General features: G+C 58.7%; 21 protein-coding genes. 6 read left to right on the plus strand and 15 right to left on the minus strand.

Annotation, left to right across the window (positions count from 1 at the left end; genetic code table 11):
• The first annotated feature begins 7 nt into the window (after positions 1 to 7).
• Entirely contained in the window at positions 8 to 754 is a 747-nt protein-coding gene (gene fnrL / locus ACK3EW_RS15825) for a transcriptional regulator FnrL (RefSeq protein WP_493806941.1), read from the plus strand.
• Positions 755 to 757: 3 nt separating this feature from the next.
• Here fnrL and ACK3EW_RS15830 read toward each other — a convergent pair whose 3' ends face one another.
• The gene (locus tag ACK3EW_RS15830; RefSeq protein WP_493806942.1) at positions 758 to 1849 is read right to left on the minus strand and encodes a TFIIB-type zinc finger domain-containing protein; all 1092 of its coding nucleotides are present in this window, start codon (positions 1847 to 1849) and stop codon (positions 758 to 760) included.
• 77 nt (positions 1850 to 1926) lie between these two features.
• Between ACK3EW_RS15830 and ACK3EW_RS15835 the strand changes: the two genes are divergently transcribed.
• Complete coding sequence (locus tag ACK3EW_RS15835; RefSeq protein ID WP_493806943.1) at positions 1927 to 2292, plus strand: CZB domain-containing protein; 366 nt, start codon at positions 1927 to 1929, stop codon at positions 2290 to 2292.
• A gap of 133 nt (positions 2293 to 2425) precedes the next feature.
• On the opposite strand, the gene ACK3EW_RS15840 is transcribed toward ACK3EW_RS15835, so the two are convergent.
• From ACK3EW_RS15840 to ACK3EW_RS15870, 7 genes are all read right to left on the minus strand, one after another.
• Positions 2426 to 3550, minus strand: coding sequence for an SPFH domain-containing protein (locus ACK3EW_RS15840; RefSeq protein WP_439118390.1), 1125 nt, complete (start codon positions 3548 to 3550; stop codon positions 2426 to 2428).
• Positions 3551 to 3567: 17 nt separating this feature from the next.
• Complete coding sequence (locus ACK3EW_RS15845; protein ID WP_493806944.1) at positions 3568 to 4539, minus strand: DUF2927 domain-containing protein; 972 nt, start codon at positions 4537 to 4539, stop codon at positions 3568 to 3570.
• 4 nt (positions 4540 to 4543) lie between these two features.
• Positions 4544 to 5743, minus strand: coding sequence for a toxic anion resistance protein (locus ACK3EW_RS15850; protein WP_439118388.1), 1200 nt, complete (start codon positions 5741 to 5743; stop codon positions 4544 to 4546).
• A gap of 30 nt (positions 5744 to 5773) precedes the next feature.
• Positions 5774 to 6676 (minus strand): 5-bromo-4-chloroindolyl phosphate hydrolysis family protein, encoded by a 903-nt coding sequence (locus tag ACK3EW_RS15855; protein ID WP_493806945.1) that lies wholly within the window; start codon positions 6674 to 6676, stop codon positions 5774 to 5776.
• 171 nt (positions 6677 to 6847) lie between these two features.
• Positions 6848 to 7702, minus strand: coding sequence for a hypothetical protein (locus tag ACK3EW_RS15860; protein WP_493806946.1), 855 nt, complete (start codon positions 7700 to 7702; stop codon positions 6848 to 6850).
• Positions 7702 to 7899, minus strand: coding sequence for a hypothetical protein (locus tag ACK3EW_RS15865; RefSeq protein WP_085628321.1), 198 nt, complete (start codon positions 7897 to 7899; stop codon positions 7702 to 7704). The genes ACK3EW_RS15860 and ACK3EW_RS15865 overlap by 1 nt, the downstream gene beginning before the upstream one ends.
• A 53-nt stretch (positions 7900 to 7952) precedes the next feature.
• Positions 7953 to 8777 (minus strand): pseudouridine synthase, encoded by an 825-nt coding sequence (locus tag ACK3EW_RS15870; protein WP_493806947.1) that lies wholly within the window; start codon positions 8775 to 8777, stop codon positions 7953 to 7955.
• 63 nt (positions 8778 to 8840) lie between these two features.
• On the opposite strand from ACK3EW_RS15870, the gene ACK3EW_RS15875 reads away from it, so the two are divergent.
• Together ACK3EW_RS15875 and ACK3EW_RS15880 are read left to right on the plus strand one after the other, a co-directional pair.
• The gene (locus ACK3EW_RS15875) at positions 8841 to 9302 is read left to right on the plus strand and encodes a nucleoside deaminase (RefSeq protein ID WP_493806948.1); all 462 of its coding nucleotides are present in this window, start codon (positions 8841 to 8843) and stop codon (positions 9300 to 9302) included.
• A complete protein-coding gene (locus ACK3EW_RS15880; RefSeq protein WP_493806949.1) occupies positions 9299 to 9844 on the plus strand; it encodes a pseudouridine synthase in 546 nt (181 codons plus the stop codon). The genes ACK3EW_RS15875 and ACK3EW_RS15880 overlap by 4 nt, the downstream gene beginning before the upstream one ends.
• Positions 9845 to 9857: 13 nt before the next feature.
• Here the strand turns inward: ACK3EW_RS15880 and ACK3EW_RS15885 are convergent, their stop codons facing one another.
• From ACK3EW_RS15885 to clpS, 5 genes are all read right to left on the minus strand, one after another.
• Complete coding sequence (locus tag ACK3EW_RS15885; RefSeq protein WP_493806950.1) at positions 9858 to 10319, minus strand: SRPBCC family protein; 462 nt, start codon at positions 10317 to 10319, stop codon at positions 9858 to 9860.
• Between the two features lie 133 nt (positions 10320 to 10452).
• Positions 10453 to 11346 carry an oxygen-dependent coproporphyrinogen oxidase gene (gene hemF, locus ACK3EW_RS15890; RefSeq protein WP_493806951.1) on the minus strand — a complete coding sequence of 298 codons (894 nt, stop codon included), beginning with the start codon at positions 11344 to 11346 and terminating at the stop codon, positions 10453 to 10455.
• 88 nt (positions 11347 to 11434) lie between these two features.
• Positions 11435 to 12238, minus strand: a complete 804-nt coding sequence (locus ACK3EW_RS15895; RefSeq protein ID WP_493806952.1) for an SDR family NAD(P)-dependent oxidoreductase — start codon at positions 12236 to 12238, stop codon at positions 11435 to 11437.
• A 12-nt stretch (positions 12239 to 12250) separates the two neighbouring features.
• Entirely contained in the window at positions 12251 to 13264 is a 1014-nt protein-coding gene (locus tag ACK3EW_RS15900; RefSeq protein ID WP_493806953.1) for a class I SAM-dependent methyltransferase, read from the minus strand.
• Positions 13265 to 13288: 24 nt separating this feature from the next.
• Positions 13289 to 13648, minus strand: coding sequence for an ATP-dependent Clp protease adapter ClpS (gene clpS, locus ACK3EW_RS15905; protein ID WP_085628329.1), 360 nt, complete (start codon positions 13646 to 13648; stop codon positions 13289 to 13291).
• Between the two features lie 85 nt (positions 13649 to 13733).
• On the opposite strand from clpS, the gene ACK3EW_RS15910 reads away from it, so the two are divergent.
• On the plus strand, positions 13734 to 14432 hold the full coding sequence (locus ACK3EW_RS15910) for an HAD family hydrolase (protein WP_493806954.1): 699 nt from the start codon (positions 13734 to 13736) through the stop codon (positions 14430 to 14432).
• 205 nt (positions 14433 to 14637) lie between these two features.
• On the plus strand, positions 14638 to 16188 hold the full coding sequence (locus tag ACK3EW_RS15915; RefSeq protein ID WP_439118375.1) for a D-alanyl-D-alanine carboxypeptidase family protein: 1551 nt from the start codon (positions 14638 to 14640) through the stop codon (positions 16186 to 16188).
• A gap of 11 nt (positions 16189 to 16199) precedes the next feature.
• On the opposite strand, the gene ccoS is transcribed toward ACK3EW_RS15915, so the two are convergent.
• Positions 16200 to 16358, minus strand: a complete 159-nt coding sequence (ccoS, locus tag ACK3EW_RS15920) for a cbb3-type cytochrome oxidase assembly protein CcoS (protein WP_439118374.1) — start codon at positions 16356 to 16358, stop codon at positions 16200 to 16202.
• A 13-nt stretch (positions 16359 to 16371) separates the two neighbouring features.
• On the minus strand, positions 16372 to 18558 hold the full coding sequence (locus tag ACK3EW_RS15925; RefSeq protein ID WP_493806955.1) for a heavy metal translocating P-type ATPase: 2187 nt from the start codon (positions 18556 to 18558) through the stop codon (positions 16372 to 16374).

An 18558-nucleotide genomic window follows, 5' to 3' on the forward strand; every position in this document is an offset into this window, starting at 1 on the left:
GAAAGCCATGTTGAAAGAAGATCATCTCTCCGTCACGCAGGATTGCAGCGATTGTCCGATCCGCCACCGCGCGGTTTGCGCCCGGTGTGAAACAGACGAATTGGCGCATCTTGAAGACATCAAGTACTACCGTCGCTTTGAGGCCGGACAGACCGTCATCTGGTCCGGAGACCGGATGGATTTTGTCGGGTCCGTCGTGTCCGGAATCGCGACCCTGACTCAGACGATGGAAGATGGGCGCACACAAATGGTTGGCCTTTTGCTGCCAAGCGATTTTGTCGGCCGCCCGGGGCGTGCGACGGCGGCCTATGACGTTGTGGCGACCACGGACATGGTCATGTGCTGCTTCCGAAAAAGCCCGTTCGAAGACCTGATGGAACGCACACCGCATATCGCACAGCGGCTGCTTCAGATGACACTCGACGAACTGGATGCGGCGCGCGAATGGATGCTGGTTTTGGGCCGCAAGACCGCACGTGAAAAGATCGCATCTCTGCTGTCGATTATCGCCCGTCGCGATGCAACTCTGAACATGGGCGGGCTTGACGGGCCGGTCACGTTTGACCTCCCCCTCACACGCGAAGCGATGGCGGATTACCTTGGGCTGACCCTCGAAACCGTGTCGCGACAGGTGTCCGCGCTCAAGAAAGACGGGATCATCCACCTTGAGGGCAAGCGCCACATCGTGGTGCCCGATATGAGCCTGCTTCTGGAAGAGGCCGGAGATGATACCGATGGTGGGATGCTGGTCTGACGATCACTGACTCATCGCGGCGACGTATCCCACGCCCGCCGCAAGGATCAGACCAAGAATAACGGCAAAGGCGATTTTCCACCCGGACCAAGGCCGTTCGCCCTGCACTGCACCTGTCCGCCCGTTGACAACGAACCGGTAACTTTTCCCGCGGTACTTGTACGCAGCAAGCCAGACTGGAAGCAGAACGTGCTTGAACGTGACTTCTGACACCCGTGTGTCGACATTATGGACCCGTTGGCGATCTCCGCCGATGTCAAATTTCACATCGCGCACGATAATGCGGTCCATATAGGCGCGCGCCTCGTGATACCCGTCGTCCAACGCAACACCATAAGCCTCAGCCCGGAACCCCGCGAGGTATTCTGGCTGGTAAGGTTCAAGTTCCGATAAATCCCACGGTTCCAGCGCATCAGTGTGTTTCTTAGGCAAAGAGCGTGATGCAAGGACCAAAACATCATCAAAGAACCGTGCGACATGCCCCGAGGCCGGACGCCAACGCACCTTGGCGACGCGCACGGTTTCTGGTTTTCCATTCCGCACAACCCTCTGATTTTCATAATAAACAGTGCCGTGCTCGCCCCGATAGGACGATTTCGTCTCTGCGTCGAAAGTCCAATATGGCACGTATATCCCGGTCATCTTCCGCCCCTTGCGGGCGTAATCCTGCAATCCGTTGGGCGCGAACCAAAGCCGCCCCAGCCAATCGGTCATGGCTTTTCGGGCATCCTTTTCATCCAAAGCAAAAGGCAGCAGACCCTTCGGCTTGATGTGGCGACTGGGACCGGTGTCGGTGACGACAGGTGTCGCACAGAATGGACATTCAGCAGCGTGAACACCGGGGTCGAATTCCACTTCGGCTGCGCAATTGGAACATTTTGAGACACGTGTTTCTTCCATGTCCTGCGACGGAAGTTGATCGGCAATTGCCGCCTTGAAATCAATTTCGCGGATGGAGCCACCAGACCAAGGCCCCGACTGGGAAATCTCTTCGATCGCACCGCAATGATCACAAAGCATCCGCCCTCCCGCAGGATCGAACCGAAGGTCCGCGCCGCAGTTTTCACAGGGAAAGCGATATTGGGTTTCTGACATGCCAGATTGTCTCAGTGTCTAAATATGCGGCGATAAAGGTCGTTCACGCAAAGGACATTGGATGAAAAGGATACATCATGGCCCCTACAGACCTTTATACGCAATTGAACGAAGCTATCGGAGCTCATGGCACTTGGAAGCTTCGGCTGCGGATGGCGGCCCAGAAAGGCACCAGTTCTGAGATGATCGAAACCGCCGGGGATTGCCATGTCTGCGATTTCGGTCGCTGGTTGGACAGCTTGCCCAGCCACGTGCGGGCGCAACCCGAGGCACGCCAGACCATCGACCTGCATGCTGCGTTCCACACATGCGCTGGCCGCGTTGCCAAGATCGCGGCTCAAGGCCAAAAGGACACGGCTTTGGCAATGCTGGACCACGAGTTCAACGAAGCCTCGAATGCGCTGAAAAACGCTGTGGTCAAATGGAAGCTGGCTGCAAATTGATGCGGCATGGTCGGGTGACTGAGTCATGCCAGTTTTTCGACAATGCGCGACCTGCTTTGGTCCATTCCAAAACCGGTTTGCGCAATGCCGATCCGACCGAACCGACCGCATAAAGGTGCACTCCCCATAGGTTTTAAGCGCCCGGCGGGGGTGGTGGTAGGACAGTAAAGAGCTGCGCCAATTCCATCACGTCTTCGGCCTTTTTCCAACCGTCCTGTCCAGCTGTCCAGACATAGCTTTCCCTCGTCAGGCCGCCTTGGCTGGCCATACGGCCCAAAGCGGCCTTGGAGAAAGGCCCCTTTGTTTCGCCGTTCTCGGCCACGTGCCAGACATGTTCGACCGGCGGCGGGGGCGGCATCTGGCGCGCCGGGGGAACGGCTGCGCTTTGCACCTGCGGCGGGCCTCCCCACGGACCGGCCTGCGCTGCTGCGTGTCCGATCTGCATTCCAAGACCGGCACCCAGACCCGCCTGAATAGCGGCAGCGCCGGCACCGTCTTTGCCCAAAGCTTCGGCCGCCTGAAACTGCATGTATTGGTTCAGATTGCCGATGACCCCCATCGATGACCGCTTGTCCAGAACCTCTTCGACAGCCGGAGGAAGCGAGATGTTCTCGATATAGAGTTCGGGTAGCTCAAGCCCGTATTCCGCCAGCATAGGTGCGATTTCCTTGCCCAGAAGCTTGCCCAATTCGCGCGTGTTGGCGGCCATATCAAGCACCGGAATGCCCGCGCGCGCGATGGTGCGCGAAAACTCCTGCACGATGATGTTTCGGATCTGATAACTGATCTCGTCCATGGTGAATTCGCCGTCCGTGCCGACGATTTCGATCAGGAACTTCGCCGGATCGATCACACGCACGGAATAGGTGCCGAACGCGCGCAGGCGCACAGGGCCGAATTCGGGATCGCGGCAGATGATCGGGTTCTTGGTGCCCCATTTGAGATCCTGGAACCGTGTGGTGTTCACATAGTAAATCTCGGATTTGAACGGCGAGCGGAAGCCATGATCCCAGTGCTGCAACGAGGTCAGAATGGGCATGTTGTTGGTTTCGAGCATGTAGAGACCGGGTGTGAACACATCGGCCAGTTGGCCTTCATGAACGAACACCGCCGCCTGCCCTTCGCGCACGGTCAGCTTGGCCCCGTACTTGATCTCGTGGCCCTCGCGCTCGAACCTCCAGACCATCGTATCGCGGGTGTCATCCGTCCAATGGATGACGTCGATGAATTGGCCACTCAGGAAATCAAAAATCGGCATAGGGGCTCTCCGTTCAGTCAGCTTGGTCCACCATCGACAAGCTCTTGGGCGAGGCTTTGCACGATGGGGCGTGCCTCGTCCGCGGACATGCCGGGGGTCAGGCGAGGGTCATAAAGGATTTTCAGAAGAAGTTCGTCATGGTTTGTGAGCAGCGCGAATTCCTCGTCGTCGTTGAAAATCGACGGCCGGGCATTGGGATCATCATTGGCAAGGCCAAGCCCCTGCGCGAGTTCTTCATGGATGCAGGCCTGCCGGGTGAGGTCGGGGTGTTCCGTCCGCACCAAAGCAATCGCCTGACGATAGGCGCTGCTTGCGTTACTGTCGGAGAAAGCCACGACAAGGCAATGGATGGCACGCGGCAGGTTCAGAAAGATCGCTCGGCTCGAGGCTTCCATACCTGGCGCGATGCTGTCGAGCGTGGCACGCAATTGGTCTTTGTCGTCTTGGCCCATGACCAGAACATGAAAATTGGGCTGCGACGAAACAAACGAAATGGGGTGACCTGACACGCGCGAAAGCCGACGTGTATAGCTCGACAGGATATCGCGGTCCTTGGCCTGATCTGCCGCTGACAGACTGTTACCGAAGGTCACACCGACGCGCACCGGGACCGTCCATTTCTTGATATCGCCCAAATCTCCGCTGGACGGCTGCAAGCCTGCACCCCGCGTGTATTCCTCGGCCAGCGCGATGCGTTCGAAATTCCGCGCCAGCATCTGATCGGTGAAGGGTGTGTCGACGCCACCCCCGTCAGTCCGGAGCAGACCCTGTGCCAGCAGGTCTTCCTGCACCCGCGCATAATACCGGCGCAGCTCGATCGCTTGTGCCGATGGAGTGGCAGTCTTGGCCGGGATGTCGGATTGCGGGCGCTCGGGGCGTGCCTGCGGCTTGGTATCCGCAGGCACGGCATCTGTGATGAAGGCATCGCATGCCGACAAGGCCGCAAGCGCGGCGCAGGACCACAGAATATGAGACCAGCGCCGCTGCACGATCTTACTGGTCCGGCATGGATGCAGCTGTGGTGTCGCCAATACCGTCCCGGCGCGCCTTGGCCGAGGCGAGCGTATCGCGCAGGTCGGCTTCCATCTTTTTGAGCTCGGCTTCAGCAGCGGCGCGCTTGGCCTTGCCTTCGTCCGCGATCTGCAGGCTCTCTTGAATCGTGCCGATCAAATCAGCATTGGCCTGTTTGACCGCATCGATATCGAAAACGCCGCGTTCCATTTCCTCGCGGATCAGCTTGTTGCTCTCGCGCAGGTTCTTGGCGTTGGATGTCAAAAGCTCGTTGGTCAGGTCATTGGCATCGCGCACCGCTGCCGCCGCTTCAGCTGAACGCTGGATGGTGACTGCCTGCGCCAACTGAGTTTCCCAAAGCGGCACGGTGTTGACCAGCGTGGAGTTGATCTTGGTGACCAGCGATTTGTCGTTTTCCTGCACCAGCCGGATCGACGGCAGCGACTGCATTGTCACCTGACGGGTCAGCTTAAGGTCATGCACACGGCGTTCCAGATCATCGCGTGCCGCGCGAAGGTCGCGCAGTTCCTGCGCTTTCATCACCTGATCGTTTTCGGGCGCGGCGTGAACCTCGGCCTCTTTCGCCGGAATGTCGGTACTGTCGATCGACTGCAGCTTTTCTTCGCCAGCGGCGATGTAAAGCGCCAGTTCATCATAGAATTGGAGCGTCTTGTCATAAAGCAGGTCAAGCGACTTGATGTCTTTGAGCAGCGTGTGCTCGTGCTTGAGAAGGTCATCAGTGATCTTGTCGATCTGACCCTGCACTTTTTCGAATTTCGCGGTGAATTTCGCAAACGGTGCAGCACGGCCTAGCAGTTTTTCCCACCAGCTGCGTTCGCGGCGCACATCCAGTTCCGACACCGAGAAACCGCGGATCGTGCTGACGATGCCCCGCAAACTGTCACCGGCAGGACCCACGTCCTTATTCCGCACATCGGCCAGCATCGCTTGCGAGATTTCCTGCAATTCCGCCTGCGCGTTGGACCCGAAAGACACAATGGACTGGGTATCTGTCATGTCGATTTCCGCCATGCGCGACCGGATTTCCTCGGTGAGGGCGGGATCTGCTTGCGCCAAAGGCACAATGGCGTCCGCGGCTTTGGGTTCCGGCAGAATCACAGCATTCACTTCTTCGACCAGAGCAAGCGTATCTTGGGCTTTGGCGCGGGTTGTTTCAGACATCGAGATTTCCTCTACAAAACATTCTCTACTCTATTTCATGTCCCGATCAATTCGGACACCTTCACGCTGCAAACGGTCGCGCAAAACGTCGATTTCGACCGTGAGATCGGAGCGATCGTCCAGCAACATCTTACGTGTGCGTGCCGAAAAATTTTGTTCCAGATCATCCAACAGGGATTCGTAATCTATGCGCGCCTTCGCGTCCTGCGTCCGGGCATAGACGTCTGCGAACTTGATCGTCGCGTCGCGGGCGCCGATCAGATACACGCTCAGGTATTTGCGCGCGGATGTGAGATCTCTGGGGTCGTCCTCGACCGTGCGGAATAGGTCTTTTGCGGTGGCCTGAAACCGTTCGACACGCGCGATCATGGCTCGGTCACCAGACCGGGTAATGGCATCGCGCATGGCGGCCAGATGGGTTTCGGCCTCATCGACGGCCCGGGCCACGCGATCCTGCTGGAAGGTGTCGATCCCTTCCATCCCCTTGTCCTTCAAAGGGTCAATGCCGAATGCACCCAAATGCAGCGCGGCTGCGGCCGCTCCGAAGATAATCGGGGCCACTAGACCTGGCTCATTGGCAAACGCTGCAATGCTGACACCTACACCGGCCAGAAGCGCTGCCGCGATCTTGCGCGGGAATGCCGGTCGGCGCGAAACCTTGCGCGAGTTATAGGCAGCCTCGGCTGTCAGACCGCCCCGCAAAAGCCAAGCGCCAAGCAGAAGGGCACCCGCCCCTACAAGCCCAAGCCCCATTCCGATAGCGCCCTCGTTGATCGACGTCGCGGCAAGAACGATGGGCGGTACGAAAAGAACGTTGGAGCGCGCTCCAACCGGATCAACGGTTGCGCCTTTGTACGCACCGGACGGCGAAACTTTTTCGGATTGAGAGGCTGCTTCGTTCGGGCTGTATTTGCCGCCATAGCGCTGAGCCATGTCAGAGTCCCCCAAGCCAACCGCTGGTCACTCCGAACAGGAGCACGATCAGAAGGACATAGCTGACTTTCTGCAGGCCGGCACCGGACATGAGACCCCCTTTCCCAAGTGTTGAAAGAAACTTAGGGGATGTGCCAATGGCTTACTAGGGGGAAGTCGGCGCAGTTCCGCTCATGCGGCGCGGTAGCGATTCATGCGATTGAACAAGAGGTCGGTCTGAAGTTCGAAATTGTCCCGACCCTGTCCGATCCCACGCTGGCGGGCGCGGGTTTCAAACGTATCGACCAGCGCCTGAATCTTGATCAGGAACTTGCGGCGTTGAAAGGGGGTCACTTTTCCGCCATGCGCGTCGGCCAGTGCGACGACTTCGTTCTGAAGCTTGTCGAGCAGCTTGGTCACCGAGGGCGCGATGCGCTGCAGGGTTGGCGTTGAAACATCAATTGTGCCCAAAAGCCCCATAATCGTGTTCATGAAAACGCGGGTGCGTTCATAAAGATCGTCGTCTTGTAACGGCACAAGGGCCTGAAGAAGAGCGTCACAGCGGTCTTCGAACTCTTGATAGATACCGGTATTGATGATCCGCAGTTTCGTCGCCGGATTGTCCATTCCCTTGTCGCGCATAGGGTCGAGACCGAACGAAATCAGGCACAGGATAAATGTCGACAAAGCGATCACGAGCGGAACGGCCGGGACCATGATCTTGGTGGTTGCCAAAAGCCCCACCACCAAAGCCACAATGGTGCTGCCGATGAGTTTGAACGGGATCTGCGGACGCGCGGCAACTTCGGCCATGTCATAGGCGATATGCGCTTTCTGCCCAACAGACAGGCACACTAGCCCAACAGCGAATAGAGAAATGATCAGGATCGCCGATGCAAACCCCGCGACGGTTCCATCAAGCAACCACAGAATCAGAGGACAGGTGGCCAGTACCATGAACCCGACCGGCACATCTTCGGCCGGAGCGACCTTGCCCAAGGCTGCGCTGCGTTGGTTGTCGAACAGGCGCATCGACCGAAGTTCCATCACAACAACCCCAATGCAAAAATGGTTAACCAGAGGATGCAGAATGCAACCCAAGATGCCATTGCACCTTCGCTGCGAATGCGTTGCATCGCGCCACGGAGCGCTTTGGATGTATCATCTGCAACCGTCCCGAGGTTCGACAGAACCAGAAGGACCGAGGTCACAAGCACGGCGGAGGTGATGAATGTAATCAACATGACGCCTATGTCGCCAGAAAACCGGGCGGAAAATAGGCGTCAAAAGGGTAAGATCAGGGAGTCTTTCTGGGCTTGGTTGGGCGAGGTTTTTTGCGCACCAAACCAGGCTTTCCTTTCAAAGACTTAACTGCGTTCTCGGGATCAGGGGATTCCAATCCCAATTGGTCGCGGACGACCTTACGGCGCAGTTCCTCGACCTCTCCGGGCTTCAACTGCCCAAGTTGAAACGGGCCATAGGAGATACGGATCAGGCGATTCACCGTCAAACCGATATCCGCCAGGGCACGGCGAATTTCGCGATTCTTGCCTTCACGCAGACCGATGGTCAGCCAAGCGTTCGCGCCCTGCTGCCGATCCAGTGTCACCGCCATCGGCTGAAACCGCTCTCCGTCGATGACCATGCCCTTGCGCAGCGGCTCGAGGCTTTCGTCCTTTGGCTGCCCCTTGACGCGCGCGCGGTATTTGCGAAGCCATCCGGTCGAAGGTAGTTCCAGCTTGCGCTTGATCCCGCCATCATTGGTCAGCAGCAACAAGCCCTCGGAATTGAGGTCGAGCCGTCCAACGCTCATGACGCGGGGCATCTCCTCTGGCAGCTTGTCGAAGATCGTTGGCCGCCCCTGTTCATCCTTGGTCGTCGTCACCAGCCCCACCGGCTTGTGATACAGCCAGAGGCGCGGCTCATCCGGGGTCCCGACAACCTTGCCGTTGACCACCACCTTGTCAGACGCGGTGACATTGAGAGCCGGGCTTGAGATGGTTTTGCCATTTACGGACACGCGCCCCTGCAGGATCAACTGCTCGGCTTCGCGACGGCTGGCAAGACCAGCGCGGGCAATGACTTTGGCGATGCGATCACCGGGGGGCGGGTTCTGTGTCATGACCAGCGGCTTAGTCCAATTCAGCCCCTTGGGAAAGCCGATTGCGCGGTCTATGACGGGGGCATGGTGTTCCGTTCGAATATGTCGCTGGCGCTGGAGCAAGCCCGCGAAGCCGCCGCCCGAGGCGAAGTGCCCGTTGGTGCCGTTGTCGTGGCAGCCGATGGAACCGTTGTCTCTATGGCGGGCAATAGGACAAGAGAGTTGAATGACCCCACAGCCCATGCAGAGCTTCTGGCGATCCGCGATGCGTGTGCACTGCTGGGTGTTGAACGGCTGACTGATCACGATCTCTATGTGACATTGGAGCCCTGCCCGATGTGCGCGGGTGCGATCGTAAACGCCCGCATCCGGCGGCTTTATTATGGGGCGCAGGACAGCAAGTCAGGCGGCGTTGCACATGGCGCGCGGGTGTTCTCGCATCCGCAATGTCATCATTTGCCCGAAGTCTATGACGGTGTGAGCGCGTCGGAGGCCGAACAATTGCTAGTCGATTTTTTTGCCGCCAAACGGGGGACAGGTTCGTGACCCGTATCATTCTGTTCAACAAGCCCTTCGATGTTCTGTCGCAGTTCACCGACAAAGGCACCGAAGGCACGACGCGACGCACCTTGTCCGAATTTATTGACGTGCCCGGCGTCTATCCTGCGGGGCGACTGGACCGGGACAGCGAAGGGCTTATGGTGCTGACCGACAACGGGAAATTGCAGGCCAAGATCAGCAATCCCAAGTTCCGGTCGCCCAAGAGCTATCTTGCGCAGGTCGAAGGCCATCCAACTGACGATCAGCTTGAGCAGTTGCGTAGAGGCGTGGTCCTGAAGGATGGCCCGACCCGACCCGCGCAGGTCGAACAGATCATGCCGCCGGATCTGTGGGACCGTGATCCTCCGGTTCGTTATCGCAAGACGGTGCCTGACGCGTGGCTGCGCCTGACGATCACCGAAGGCCGCAACCGGCAAGTGCGCCGGATGACGGCTCATGTCGACCTGCCTTGCCTGCGTTTGGTGCGGTGGTCCGTTGGCGAATGGTCGCTGGACGGCATCGCGCCGGGAACGTGGCGGGACGCTTAGGCCCAGACATCGTTCACGCAGCTCTACGCGGGCGGCATCCTTCACATTCGGACTTCAGATCGGCCAAACCCTGCTCCAGCGCTTTTTGAATTGTGCGCTTTGCGTGGCCCGTCAGAAGCGTTGCGTATGTCCCTCGAAACGATTCCGCAGTTTCTACCCGCGTGTTCGCCCCATCGGCGGTCAAGTGCCAGACATGGCGGGCAGAAATCACCGTTGTCGTACCCGTCCAACCGATAAAGTTTGGCGCGTCCAACGCCTGAACGGTGCTGCGGATGGTCATTCCTCCGCCGCGCCATTCGAATCTGGTGCCGACTGTCACGCACCCAACCGTACCGACCCACTCGACGTCCCTGTTCCAGTCCGGCCAAGTTTCGGGATCCGCGATCCGCGCCCAGACCGCCTCACGCTGGGCAGCAATAACGATAGAGGACCGTGCCTGAGCACGAGCAGAAATATCAATGTCGAAAAGAGACATGGCTGGCGTCCAACCTATCGGGACGCCGGGGGCTTGGCGCGCCGGACCATCCGGCAGCGCGGCGACCGGCCACTAGCAGATGCGTATGCCTCTACGCAGGATCAAGCCCGCAGCGCAGAGGCACAAGAATAAATCAGACCCACTTGGCCAGAGGCGGCAGGCTCATCAGCACGGCATTGGCGTCATGCCCAGTTTCAAGCCCGAACTTGGTGCCTCTGTCATAGACAAGGTTGTATTCAGCATAAAGCCCGCGATGGACCAATTGCGTGTCCTTGTCGGCGTCCGACCAGTCCTGCACGCGGCGTTTTTCGACCAATGGCACGTAGGCGGGCAGAAACGCGCGTCCGATATCCTGTGTCAGGCTGAAATCGGTTTCCCAGTCACCTGTGTTGTGGTCGTCCATGAAAATACCACCGACACCCCGCGCCCGCCCCCGGTGCGGAACATAGAAATATTCGTCAGCCCATTCCTTAAGGCGCGGGTAATAGGCCTCTCCATGTGGATCGAGGTGCTTTTTCTGGGTGTCGTGGAAATGCTGGGTATCCTCGGCGTATTCGATGCAGGGGTTGAGGTCGGAACCGCCGCCGAACCACCACGCATGCGGTGTCCAGAACATGCGGGTGTTCATGTGCACCGCCGGGGCGTGCGGGTTTTGCATATGCGCCACAAGGCTGATGCCCGACGCCCAGAAGCGCGGATCGTCCTTCATGCCGGGAATGCCCTTGCGTGCCGCCATCGCGTGCTGCGCCCGTTCACCCAGAGTGCCGTAGACGGACGAGACATTGACGCCGATCTTTTCAAACACCCGACCGCCGCGCATCACGCTCATCAAACCGCCGCCCGCATCTGAGCCGTCGTCGGAATGGCGTTTGGTTTCGGTCACTTCGAACCGCCCCGGAGAGGCATCGCTTAGCGGTCCGGTGTCGTGGCTGTCCTCCAGTCCTTCGAACGCGGCAACGATCTGATCGCGCAATTCGCGAAACCACGCAGAGGCGCGCGCTTTTTCGGTGTCAAAGTTTTCCGTCATGTCACTGTCCTATATTTCTGATGGGACAGTACAATGCATCACGAGAATCACAAGCCGCTCCAAGGGCTTGGGTCTGCGGCGAAAACGGTCAGTGTGCAGGGGCGCTGACCGGGTCGATCAAGGTTCGGCCGCCGTCGATGGTCATGATTTGCCCGGTGATGAATCCCGAGCTTTCCGAGGCGAGGAACTGCACCGCCTGTGCCAGTTCCGCAGGGCTTGCGATCCGGCCAAGGGGCGTGTTGTTTTCGATCTCTTTTCGGTAATCATCATGTTCCTTGAGCGCTTGCGCAAGGCTGGCCGACATCACCGATCCCAGAGCGACTGAATTCACACGAATCCGGTGTTCTGCCAGGCACACCGCCAGTGATCGGGTCAGTTGGTCAAGGGCCGCCATCGAAACAGAGAAGCCAAGCAGTTCAGGCTGTGTTCGCCGCGCCGCGATAGATGACAGGTTCACGATGGCCCCGGCCTGACCGTCTTCTTTGTCGGCTGCCTGCTTGATCATGCGCTTGGCCACCATCTGCGACAGACGGAACGTGTTGGTCACGTTCTGCAGCATCAGAGCTTCCAATGTGGAGTCGTCCAGATCAAGAGGGTCGGAGGGCAAAACCTGCCGACTGCCATTCACGAGAATATCAACGCGGTCGAATGCGTCGATTGTCGCGGATAGCAGGTTGGCCAGTGTCAGACGCTCACGGAGATCACCTGCGAAGTAACGGATGTTGCCGTCTTCTTCTACGATCTCGCCGCATTCATGCGACAGGCGTGCCTCATCCATGTCGGCAAACATGACATTTGCCCCCTGATCGACGAAATGCCGCGCAATCGCGAGACCAACACCATTTGCGGCGCCGGTGACAATGGCTGTCTTGCCTTCGATGGAGAATGACATTCTGAGGCTCCCTCAACGCCGTTTTGCGCGGCCGGGTTTTTCCGAAGTTCTTGGATGATCGGCCTGAAGTATCTTGAACCGGTTGTTGCCGTCCAGTTCCGCGACCTGCTGAAAACACTCCGAGAGCGTGGTTTCATAAGGTAGGTGTCGATTGGCCACCAGAATGAGCGTGCCCTTCGGACGCAGCAAACGTGCGGCGGACCGGATGAACGCTTGTCCCAACTGCGCATCGGGCGTGCGGCTGGTGTGGAAGGGGGGATTCATGACAACCCAATCCAGAGCACCCGCTTTGCCCCACGTGGTCGCGTCCGCCCAATGAAAGCTGACCCGATCGTCATGTACGTTCTTCTCGGCACAGGTCAGCGCACGCCTGTCCGCCTCGACCAGATCGACATGGATTACACCGGGCAGATCAAGAAGGTGACGGGTCAAGTAGCCCCAGCCTCCGCCAAGGTCCGCGCCATGACCTTTCAGCGCCTTTGGCAGCGCTTCGACAAGTGCCCGGGATCCGTCGTCAGGCCCATCCGCAGAGAACACACCGGGTTGGGTGGTCCACCCCGACGCGATTGCTGCAGGGTCCGGCAAGGCGCACTCTTGAAATGCGCTGCGTGCTGTGAACCAGAATATCTTGCCATGCGCTTTGGACATCTGGCCTTCGATTGTGACCTTGCTCTTGGCGAATTTCAGCATCGCGTCGATGCCGTCGGTCTTGGCACCATCCACGATCACAAGGCCCTGACCCGCAATCGCTTCGGCCTGTGCCAACAAACCCCGCGCAAGTTCTCGGCTGCGCGGCAACGTGACATGGACGATATCTGCAGGGCCGTGCGCAACGGTGGTCACAGCGTGCCCCATTGCCTCGAACTGATCGAAGGCCGGCTTGAAATTCTGCTGAACAGAGATGTCGAACGCAGCAAGGCTGGACAAATCAGCGTCAACCGCCGGTTCCAGCAAAACAATGCGTGCACCCTCGGACAGGGTTAGCGCGCCTGTTTCAAGCGCGTGGTCTAATCGAGCTGATGTCATGGGAGATCCGGAACCGAGGCCCGGTTATTCCTTTTCCATGGTGCATTGCAGCGGATGCTGATGACGACGCGCAAAGTCCATCACCTGCCCCACCTTGGTTTCCGCGATTTCGTGGCTGAACACACCGACAACCGCAACGCCCTTTTTGTGGACGGTCAACATGATCTCAAACGCCTGCGCATGGGTCATGCCAAAGAAGCGTTCCAGCACATGCACCACAAATTCCATCGGGGTGTAGTCGTCGTTCAGCAACATCACCTTGTAAAGCGGCGGACGTTTCGTCTTGGCACGCGTCTCAACGACGACCCCAGTATCGTTGTCATCATTAGACGGTGGCCCGGCCAATGGGCGGGACGACGTGATTTTGGCCGACAGGTGTCTCATGCTTGGGTCTGGACCTCGGGTTCCATATCCTTGATGGCTCTATATAACCTGTCCTGACTTCGAGAAAAGAGGCGCGTGCCCCGCTATGATGCGAAAGCTGCAAACAATCGGGTTCGATGCCGACGATACGCTGTGGCACAACGAGCGGTATTTCAAACTCACTCAAGAGCGGTTCGAAGAGTTACTGTCTGATTACACGGACAAATCTTTACTACATGACCGTTTGATTCAGGCCGAGCGGCGCAATATCGGCCACTATGGGTTCGGTGTGAAAGGCTTTGTGCTGTCGATGATCGAAACTGCAATCGATGTGACAGAAGGCGCAGTTCCCGGTCATGTGATCCGCAATATTCTGGATGCCGGGCAAGATATGCTGGCCCATCCCATCGAATTGCTGCCGCATGTTCAGACGACGGTGGAGACACTCGCGCAAAGCCACCGGCTGGTTTTGATTACCAAAGGCGACCTGCTGCATCAGGAACGCAAACTCGCCCAATCCGGCCTGGGCGAGCTCTTTGATGATGTGGCGATCGTGTCCGAAAAATCAGTCGAGACGTATCAAACCGTTTTCGGACGTCATTCCGGAGGCGTTGCAGCTGCAATGATGGTCGGCAACTCGATGAAGTCAGACGTGTTGCCCGCCGTTGCGGCCGGAAGTTGGGGTGTGTTCGTCCCACATGACCTTGAATGGGATCTCGAAAAAGCCGAACCGCCAAAGAATCCACGCTTCCGAGAGATTGCTGATCTGGGTGATTTGCCATCGCTGGTGGCAGATATCGGCTGATCGCGTTCGCCACATTCTTGCCACAATGGCTGCCCTAGTTGGCAGATTGAATCCTCCCCCAACATCTTGGGGGCGCGCAGGTCATAATCGCGAAAAAGATATAAAAATAAGGACTTTATCGGCCTCCACGCCTGTGCTACGATTTTCGCAATAATAATGCTGACCGGAAAAATTCGGCAGCTTGAGGCAGAGAAGGCGGAAAATCGTGACGGGACGGCGTAGAAAGCCGGGCCGAATTGGCCTGTACGTGATCACTGCAATCTGGTTGGCCATATTGGTGCCGATGAGCGCCATGGCAGCACCGTATGCTGCGATGGTGATGGATGCCCGAAACGGTGAAGTTATCCATTCGGACAACGCAGACACACGGCTTCACCCAGCCTCTTTGACCAAGATGATGACGCTCTATGTGGTTTTCGAAGCTGTTCAGAACGGCGAGATCAGCATGGACACCAAAGTTCGCATCTCTCAGAAAGCCGCGGCAGAACCCCCGTCAAAGCTTGGCTTGCGCGCAGGCTCCACGATCCAATTGCGCTATCTTGTGCGGGCCGCTGCAATCAAGTCGGCCAATGACGCGGCAACAGCGCTGGCCGAAGCTATTTCCGGTTCCGAAGCGGCTTTTGCTCGGCGTATGAACCGGACCGCCAAAGCGATTGGCATGACCCGGACGACCTTTAAGAACGCGCATGGTCTCACCGAATCCGGGCACCTTTCAACCGCGCGGGACATGACGATTCTCGGGCGGCATGTGTTGTACGACTACCCCCAGTACTACAACCTTTTCTCGCGCCGCAGCACGGATGCGGGGATCAAGACTGTCGCCCACACAAACCGGCGCTTTCTGGACAGCTATGCAGGGGCCGATGGGATCAAGACCGGCTACACGCGCGCGGCCGGCTTCAACCTCACAGCATCCGCTGAACGCGGTGGCGAACGGATCATCGTGACCGTGTTCGGCGGCAACTCAACCGCGTCGCGCAATGCGCAGGTGGCCAAGCTGATGGACCTTGGGTTCAAAAAGGCACCTAGCCGCATGGCGCTGCGTACACCGCGCAAACCTCCGTACCTTGGCCCAGACACATCGGCTACAACCGAAACTGTGATCGCGCGCAGCCAAACACCGTCAACAAACACACGGGCGAAATCCATTCGCGTGGTCGCCGCCGCAGTGAAGACAAGCCTGCGCCCAACCGCACGACCGGTGGCGGAACCGATCCTGCCGGATGCGCTGGTGGCTGAATTGAAACAGGACATTCAATCGGTTCTCGAAGACGTCCAGACAGCAGAAGTGCAAGACGTGGCAGCCACTTCAGCACAGATTGCCTTAGCCACCCCAGTGTCAGAGGCCACGGTAAACGCGGCCTTGTCCACCGAGCAAGCCGCGCCCAGCGCTTCGGTCAAACCCGTTGTCCGGCCAAGAACACTGGTTCTCGCATCAGCCACGGCACGACAGGCTGCTCCAGCAGCCCCCGCGCCCAAGCGCGAGGCTGAAATCGTCACGCGCATCTCGACCTCTGGCGGGCGGCATTGGGGCATCAATGTCGGGCGCTTCTCCAGCCGTCATGCTGCCGAAAAGGCGCTTCTACAAACCGCGCTTGCCGAAATGGCCACTCTCGATGGTTCCCTTCGCAAGGTCGTGAACGGATCGCGCGGCTTTGATGCCAACTTCATGGGCCTGACCCGCGATTCAGCAGACCTTGCATGCCGCAGACTTCAGGCACGACAGGTCACGTGCTTTATGATCGGGCCAAGCTGACCCACAAAGGATCAGCTTTTGGGGTGGTCGTCGTAGTCGTCTGACAGGATACGCTGTGCAGCCCCTTCCGGGTCTTCGTATTGTCGCGACCGGACCGTGAACACAAACGCCACCAGCCCGATCCCACCAAGGATCAGCGATACAGGAATCAGATAGGTCAGGACGTTCATCGAAGGCTCCGGTTCATTTGAGGCGCAGGGCGTTCAGCGACACCGTAATCGAAGAGCTGGACATCGCCAAGGCGGCGATCAACGGTGAACACAGACCTGCCACCGCCAATGGCACAGCGATGATGTTGTACCACGTCGCAATGGTGAAATTCTGACGAATGCGCTTGATGGCCACGCGTGACGTGGACAGCGCATCGGCAATCGGCTCCAGCGACTTGCCTAGCAGCACCACGTCGGACGCAACACGTGCCGCATCCAATGCGCTGGCCGGAGAGATCGACGCATGCGCCCCAGCCAAGGCAGCCGTATCGTTCAGACCATCCCCAACCATCAGCACGTGTTTGCCACTGTCGGTTAGCTGCGCAATCCTAGCGGCCTTGTCATGCGGCAGCGCCTCAGCAACCCATTTGCTGATGCCGATCCGGTGCGCGAACGCTTCCACAGCAGGCGTGGTGTCGCCCGACATCAGGATGACCTCAAAACCGTCTTCCATCAGCTGTGCCACCAAGGCTTCCACCCCATCACGGATCTGGTCAGCAAAGCGGAACGGATCGGCCACAGTGTCTCCGACGCGCAACCAAGCACAGGTCTCGGTGCTGTCGCCGCCACCAACCCAACTGCCGCGGCCAAGGCGTACCGTCTCGCCCATCCATGTACCTTCGGTGCCGTGACCCGGACGCTCGGTGATATTCGTGACCTTCGCCGGAGCGATCCCTATGTTACGGATGGCCTTGGCCAGAGATTGCGACAACGGATGTGATGACCCGTCCGCCAAGGCGAGGGTAATGCCAAGATCGCGGCGCGAGTGATCGCCAAGGTTAACGACCTCGGGTGTGCCAGCGGTCAGTGTACCGGTCTTGTCGAACACCACTGTGTCCACCTGTGCCATCCGCTCCAACGCAGTTGCATCCTTGATCAGCAATCCCTTGCGGAACAGGCGCCCGGATGCCGCTGTGGTGACAGCTGGAACCGCCAGCCCAAGTGCACAAGGACATGTGATGATCAGAACCGCCGCCGCGATGTTAAGCGCGGTGCGCAGGTCGAAGGTGTAGAAATACCAGCCAAGGAATGCCAAAGCCGAAAGGATATGGACCCCCGGCGCATAGAGCTTGGCCGCTTTGTCTGCCAGCGAGGTGTAACGCGACCGACCGGATTCAGCGATGGCGACCAAATCGGCCATGCGATGCAATGACGTGTCCCGTCCAACTGCATTGGCCCGGATGGTCAGTGGGCCGGTCAAGTTGACCTCACCTGCGCTCACCGTGGCACCGGGGCCGGCATAGATTGGACGGGTTTCCCCCGTCAGCAGCGATCGATCCAGCTCTGATTGGCCCTCGACGATTTCACCATCCACGGGCATCCGACCACCGGGACGCACCCGGATCAGGTCTCCAATGACCAGTGCAGACATGGCGATTTGTTCTTCGCCTGAATCTGTCACGCGCCACACACGCGGCACTTCCAGCGCGGCGAGCTCCTCGGCAGCAGATCGTGCAGCAGAGCGTGTGCGGTGGTCCAGATACCGCCCCGCCAGCAAGAAAAACGTCAAGGTGATCGCCGCATCGAAATAGGCGTGTTCGCCAGACAACGACGTTTCCCAAAGCGATGTCGCAACCGCCAAACCGATGGCCAGCGAGATCGGCACATCCATGTTAAGCCGCCCTGCCCTGAGCGCGGTCCACGCATGCTTGAAGAACGGTTGTGCTGAAAACGCGATGGTGGGCAAGGCGATGGCTGCGGAAATCCAGTGGAACATGTCCCGTGTCGGACCATCGGCCCCCGACCACACAGCGACCGACAGCAGCATGATGTTCATTGCCGCAAAGCCCGACACCGCCAGGCGCATCAGCAGATCGCGACCTGCCTTATCCGTATCGGTGGCCCGCAGCGCCGTCGTATCAAGCTCGTGCGCCTCGTAACCGGCACGCTCCAACACGCTGATCAGGTCGTCTGCCGTCACGTCCGATGCCGCTTCGATCTGCGCCCGCTTAAGCGTGAGGTTTACCCGTGCGCCTTTGACACCCTCGGTCGCGCCAAGGATCCGTTCCACGCCGGAAATACAGGCGGCGCAGTGGATCGATGGCAAAGACAGGACGATATTGACGTCTTTGGGCACGGCCGCTTCGGCCAAAGCCTCGGCCGCAGGTGCGGCGGAACAGGCGGGACAGGCCGACGTCGGTGGGCGCATCGCGAGGGTCAT

It is taken from the genome of Marivita sp. NO-S04 (genome assembly GCF_059070475.1).

Excerpts from the sequence above, each read along its gene's own strand:
- fnrL (WP_493806941.1), top strand. The coding sequence starts at position 8 with ATGTTGAAAGAAGATCATCTCTCCGTCACGCAGGATTGCAGCGATTGT.
- ACK3EW_RS15830 (WP_493806942.1), bottom strand. The coding sequence starts at position 1,849 with ATGTCAGAAACCCAATATCGCTTTCCCTGTGAAAACTGCGGCGCGGAC.
- ACK3EW_RS15835 (WP_493806943.1), top strand. The coding sequence starts at position 1,927 with ATGGCCCCTACAGACCTTTATACGCAATTGAACGAAGCTATCGGAGCT.
- ACK3EW_RS15840 (WP_439118390.1), bottom strand. The coding sequence starts at position 3,550 with ATGCCGATTTTTGATTTCCTGAGTGGCCAATTCATCGACGTCATCCAT.
- ACK3EW_RS15850 (WP_439118388.1), bottom strand. The coding sequence starts at position 5,743 with ATGTCTGAAACAACCCGCGCCAAAGCCCAAGATACGCTTGCTCTGGTC.
- ACK3EW_RS15855 (WP_493806945.1), bottom strand. The coding sequence starts at position 6,676 with ATGGCTCAGCGCTATGGCGGCAAATACAGCCCGAACGAAGCAGCCTCT.
- ACK3EW_RS15860 (WP_493806946.1), bottom strand. The coding sequence starts at position 7,702 with ATGGAACTTCGGTCGATGCGCCTGTTCGACAACCAACGCAGCGCAGCC.
- ACK3EW_RS15865 (WP_085628321.1), bottom strand. The coding sequence starts at position 7,899 with ATGTTGATTACATTCATCACCTCCGCCGTGCTTGTGACCTCGGTCCTT.
- ACK3EW_RS15870 (WP_493806947.1), bottom strand. The coding sequence starts at position 8,777 with ATGACACAGAACCCGCCCCCCGGTGATCGCATCGCCAAAGTCATTGCC.
- ACK3EW_RS15875 (WP_493806948.1), top strand. The coding sequence starts at position 8,841 with ATGGTGTTCCGTTCGAATATGTCGCTGGCGCTGGAGCAAGCCCGCGAA.
- ACK3EW_RS15885 (WP_493806950.1), bottom strand. The coding sequence starts at position 10,319 with ATGTCTCTTTTCGACATTGATATTTCTGCTCGTGCTCAGGCACGGTCC.
- hemF (WP_493806951.1), bottom strand. The coding sequence starts at position 11,346 with ATGACGGAAAACTTTGACACCGAAAAAGCGCGCGCCTCTGCGTGGTTT.
- ACK3EW_RS15895 (WP_493806952.1), bottom strand. The coding sequence starts at position 12,238 with ATGTCATTCTCCATCGAAGGCAAGACAGCCATTGTCACCGGCGCCGCA.
- ACK3EW_RS15900 (WP_493806953.1), bottom strand. The coding sequence starts at position 13,264 with ATGACATCAGCTCGATTAGACCACGCGCTTGAAACAGGCGCGCTAACC.
- clpS (WP_085628329.1), bottom strand. The coding sequence starts at position 13,648 with ATGAGACACCTGTCGGCCAAAATCACGTCGTCCCGCCCATTGGCCGGG.
- ACK3EW_RS15910 (WP_493806954.1), top strand. The coding sequence starts at position 13,734 with ATGATGCGAAAGCTGCAAACAATCGGGTTCGATGCCGACGATACGCTG.
- ccoS (WP_439118374.1), bottom strand. The coding sequence starts at position 16,358 with ATGAACGTCCTGACCTATCTGATTCCTGTATCGCTGATCCTTGGTGGG.
- ACK3EW_RS15925 (WP_493806955.1), bottom strand. The coding sequence starts at position 18,558 with ATGACCCTCGCGATGCGCCCACCGACGTCGGCCTGTCCCGCCTGTTCC.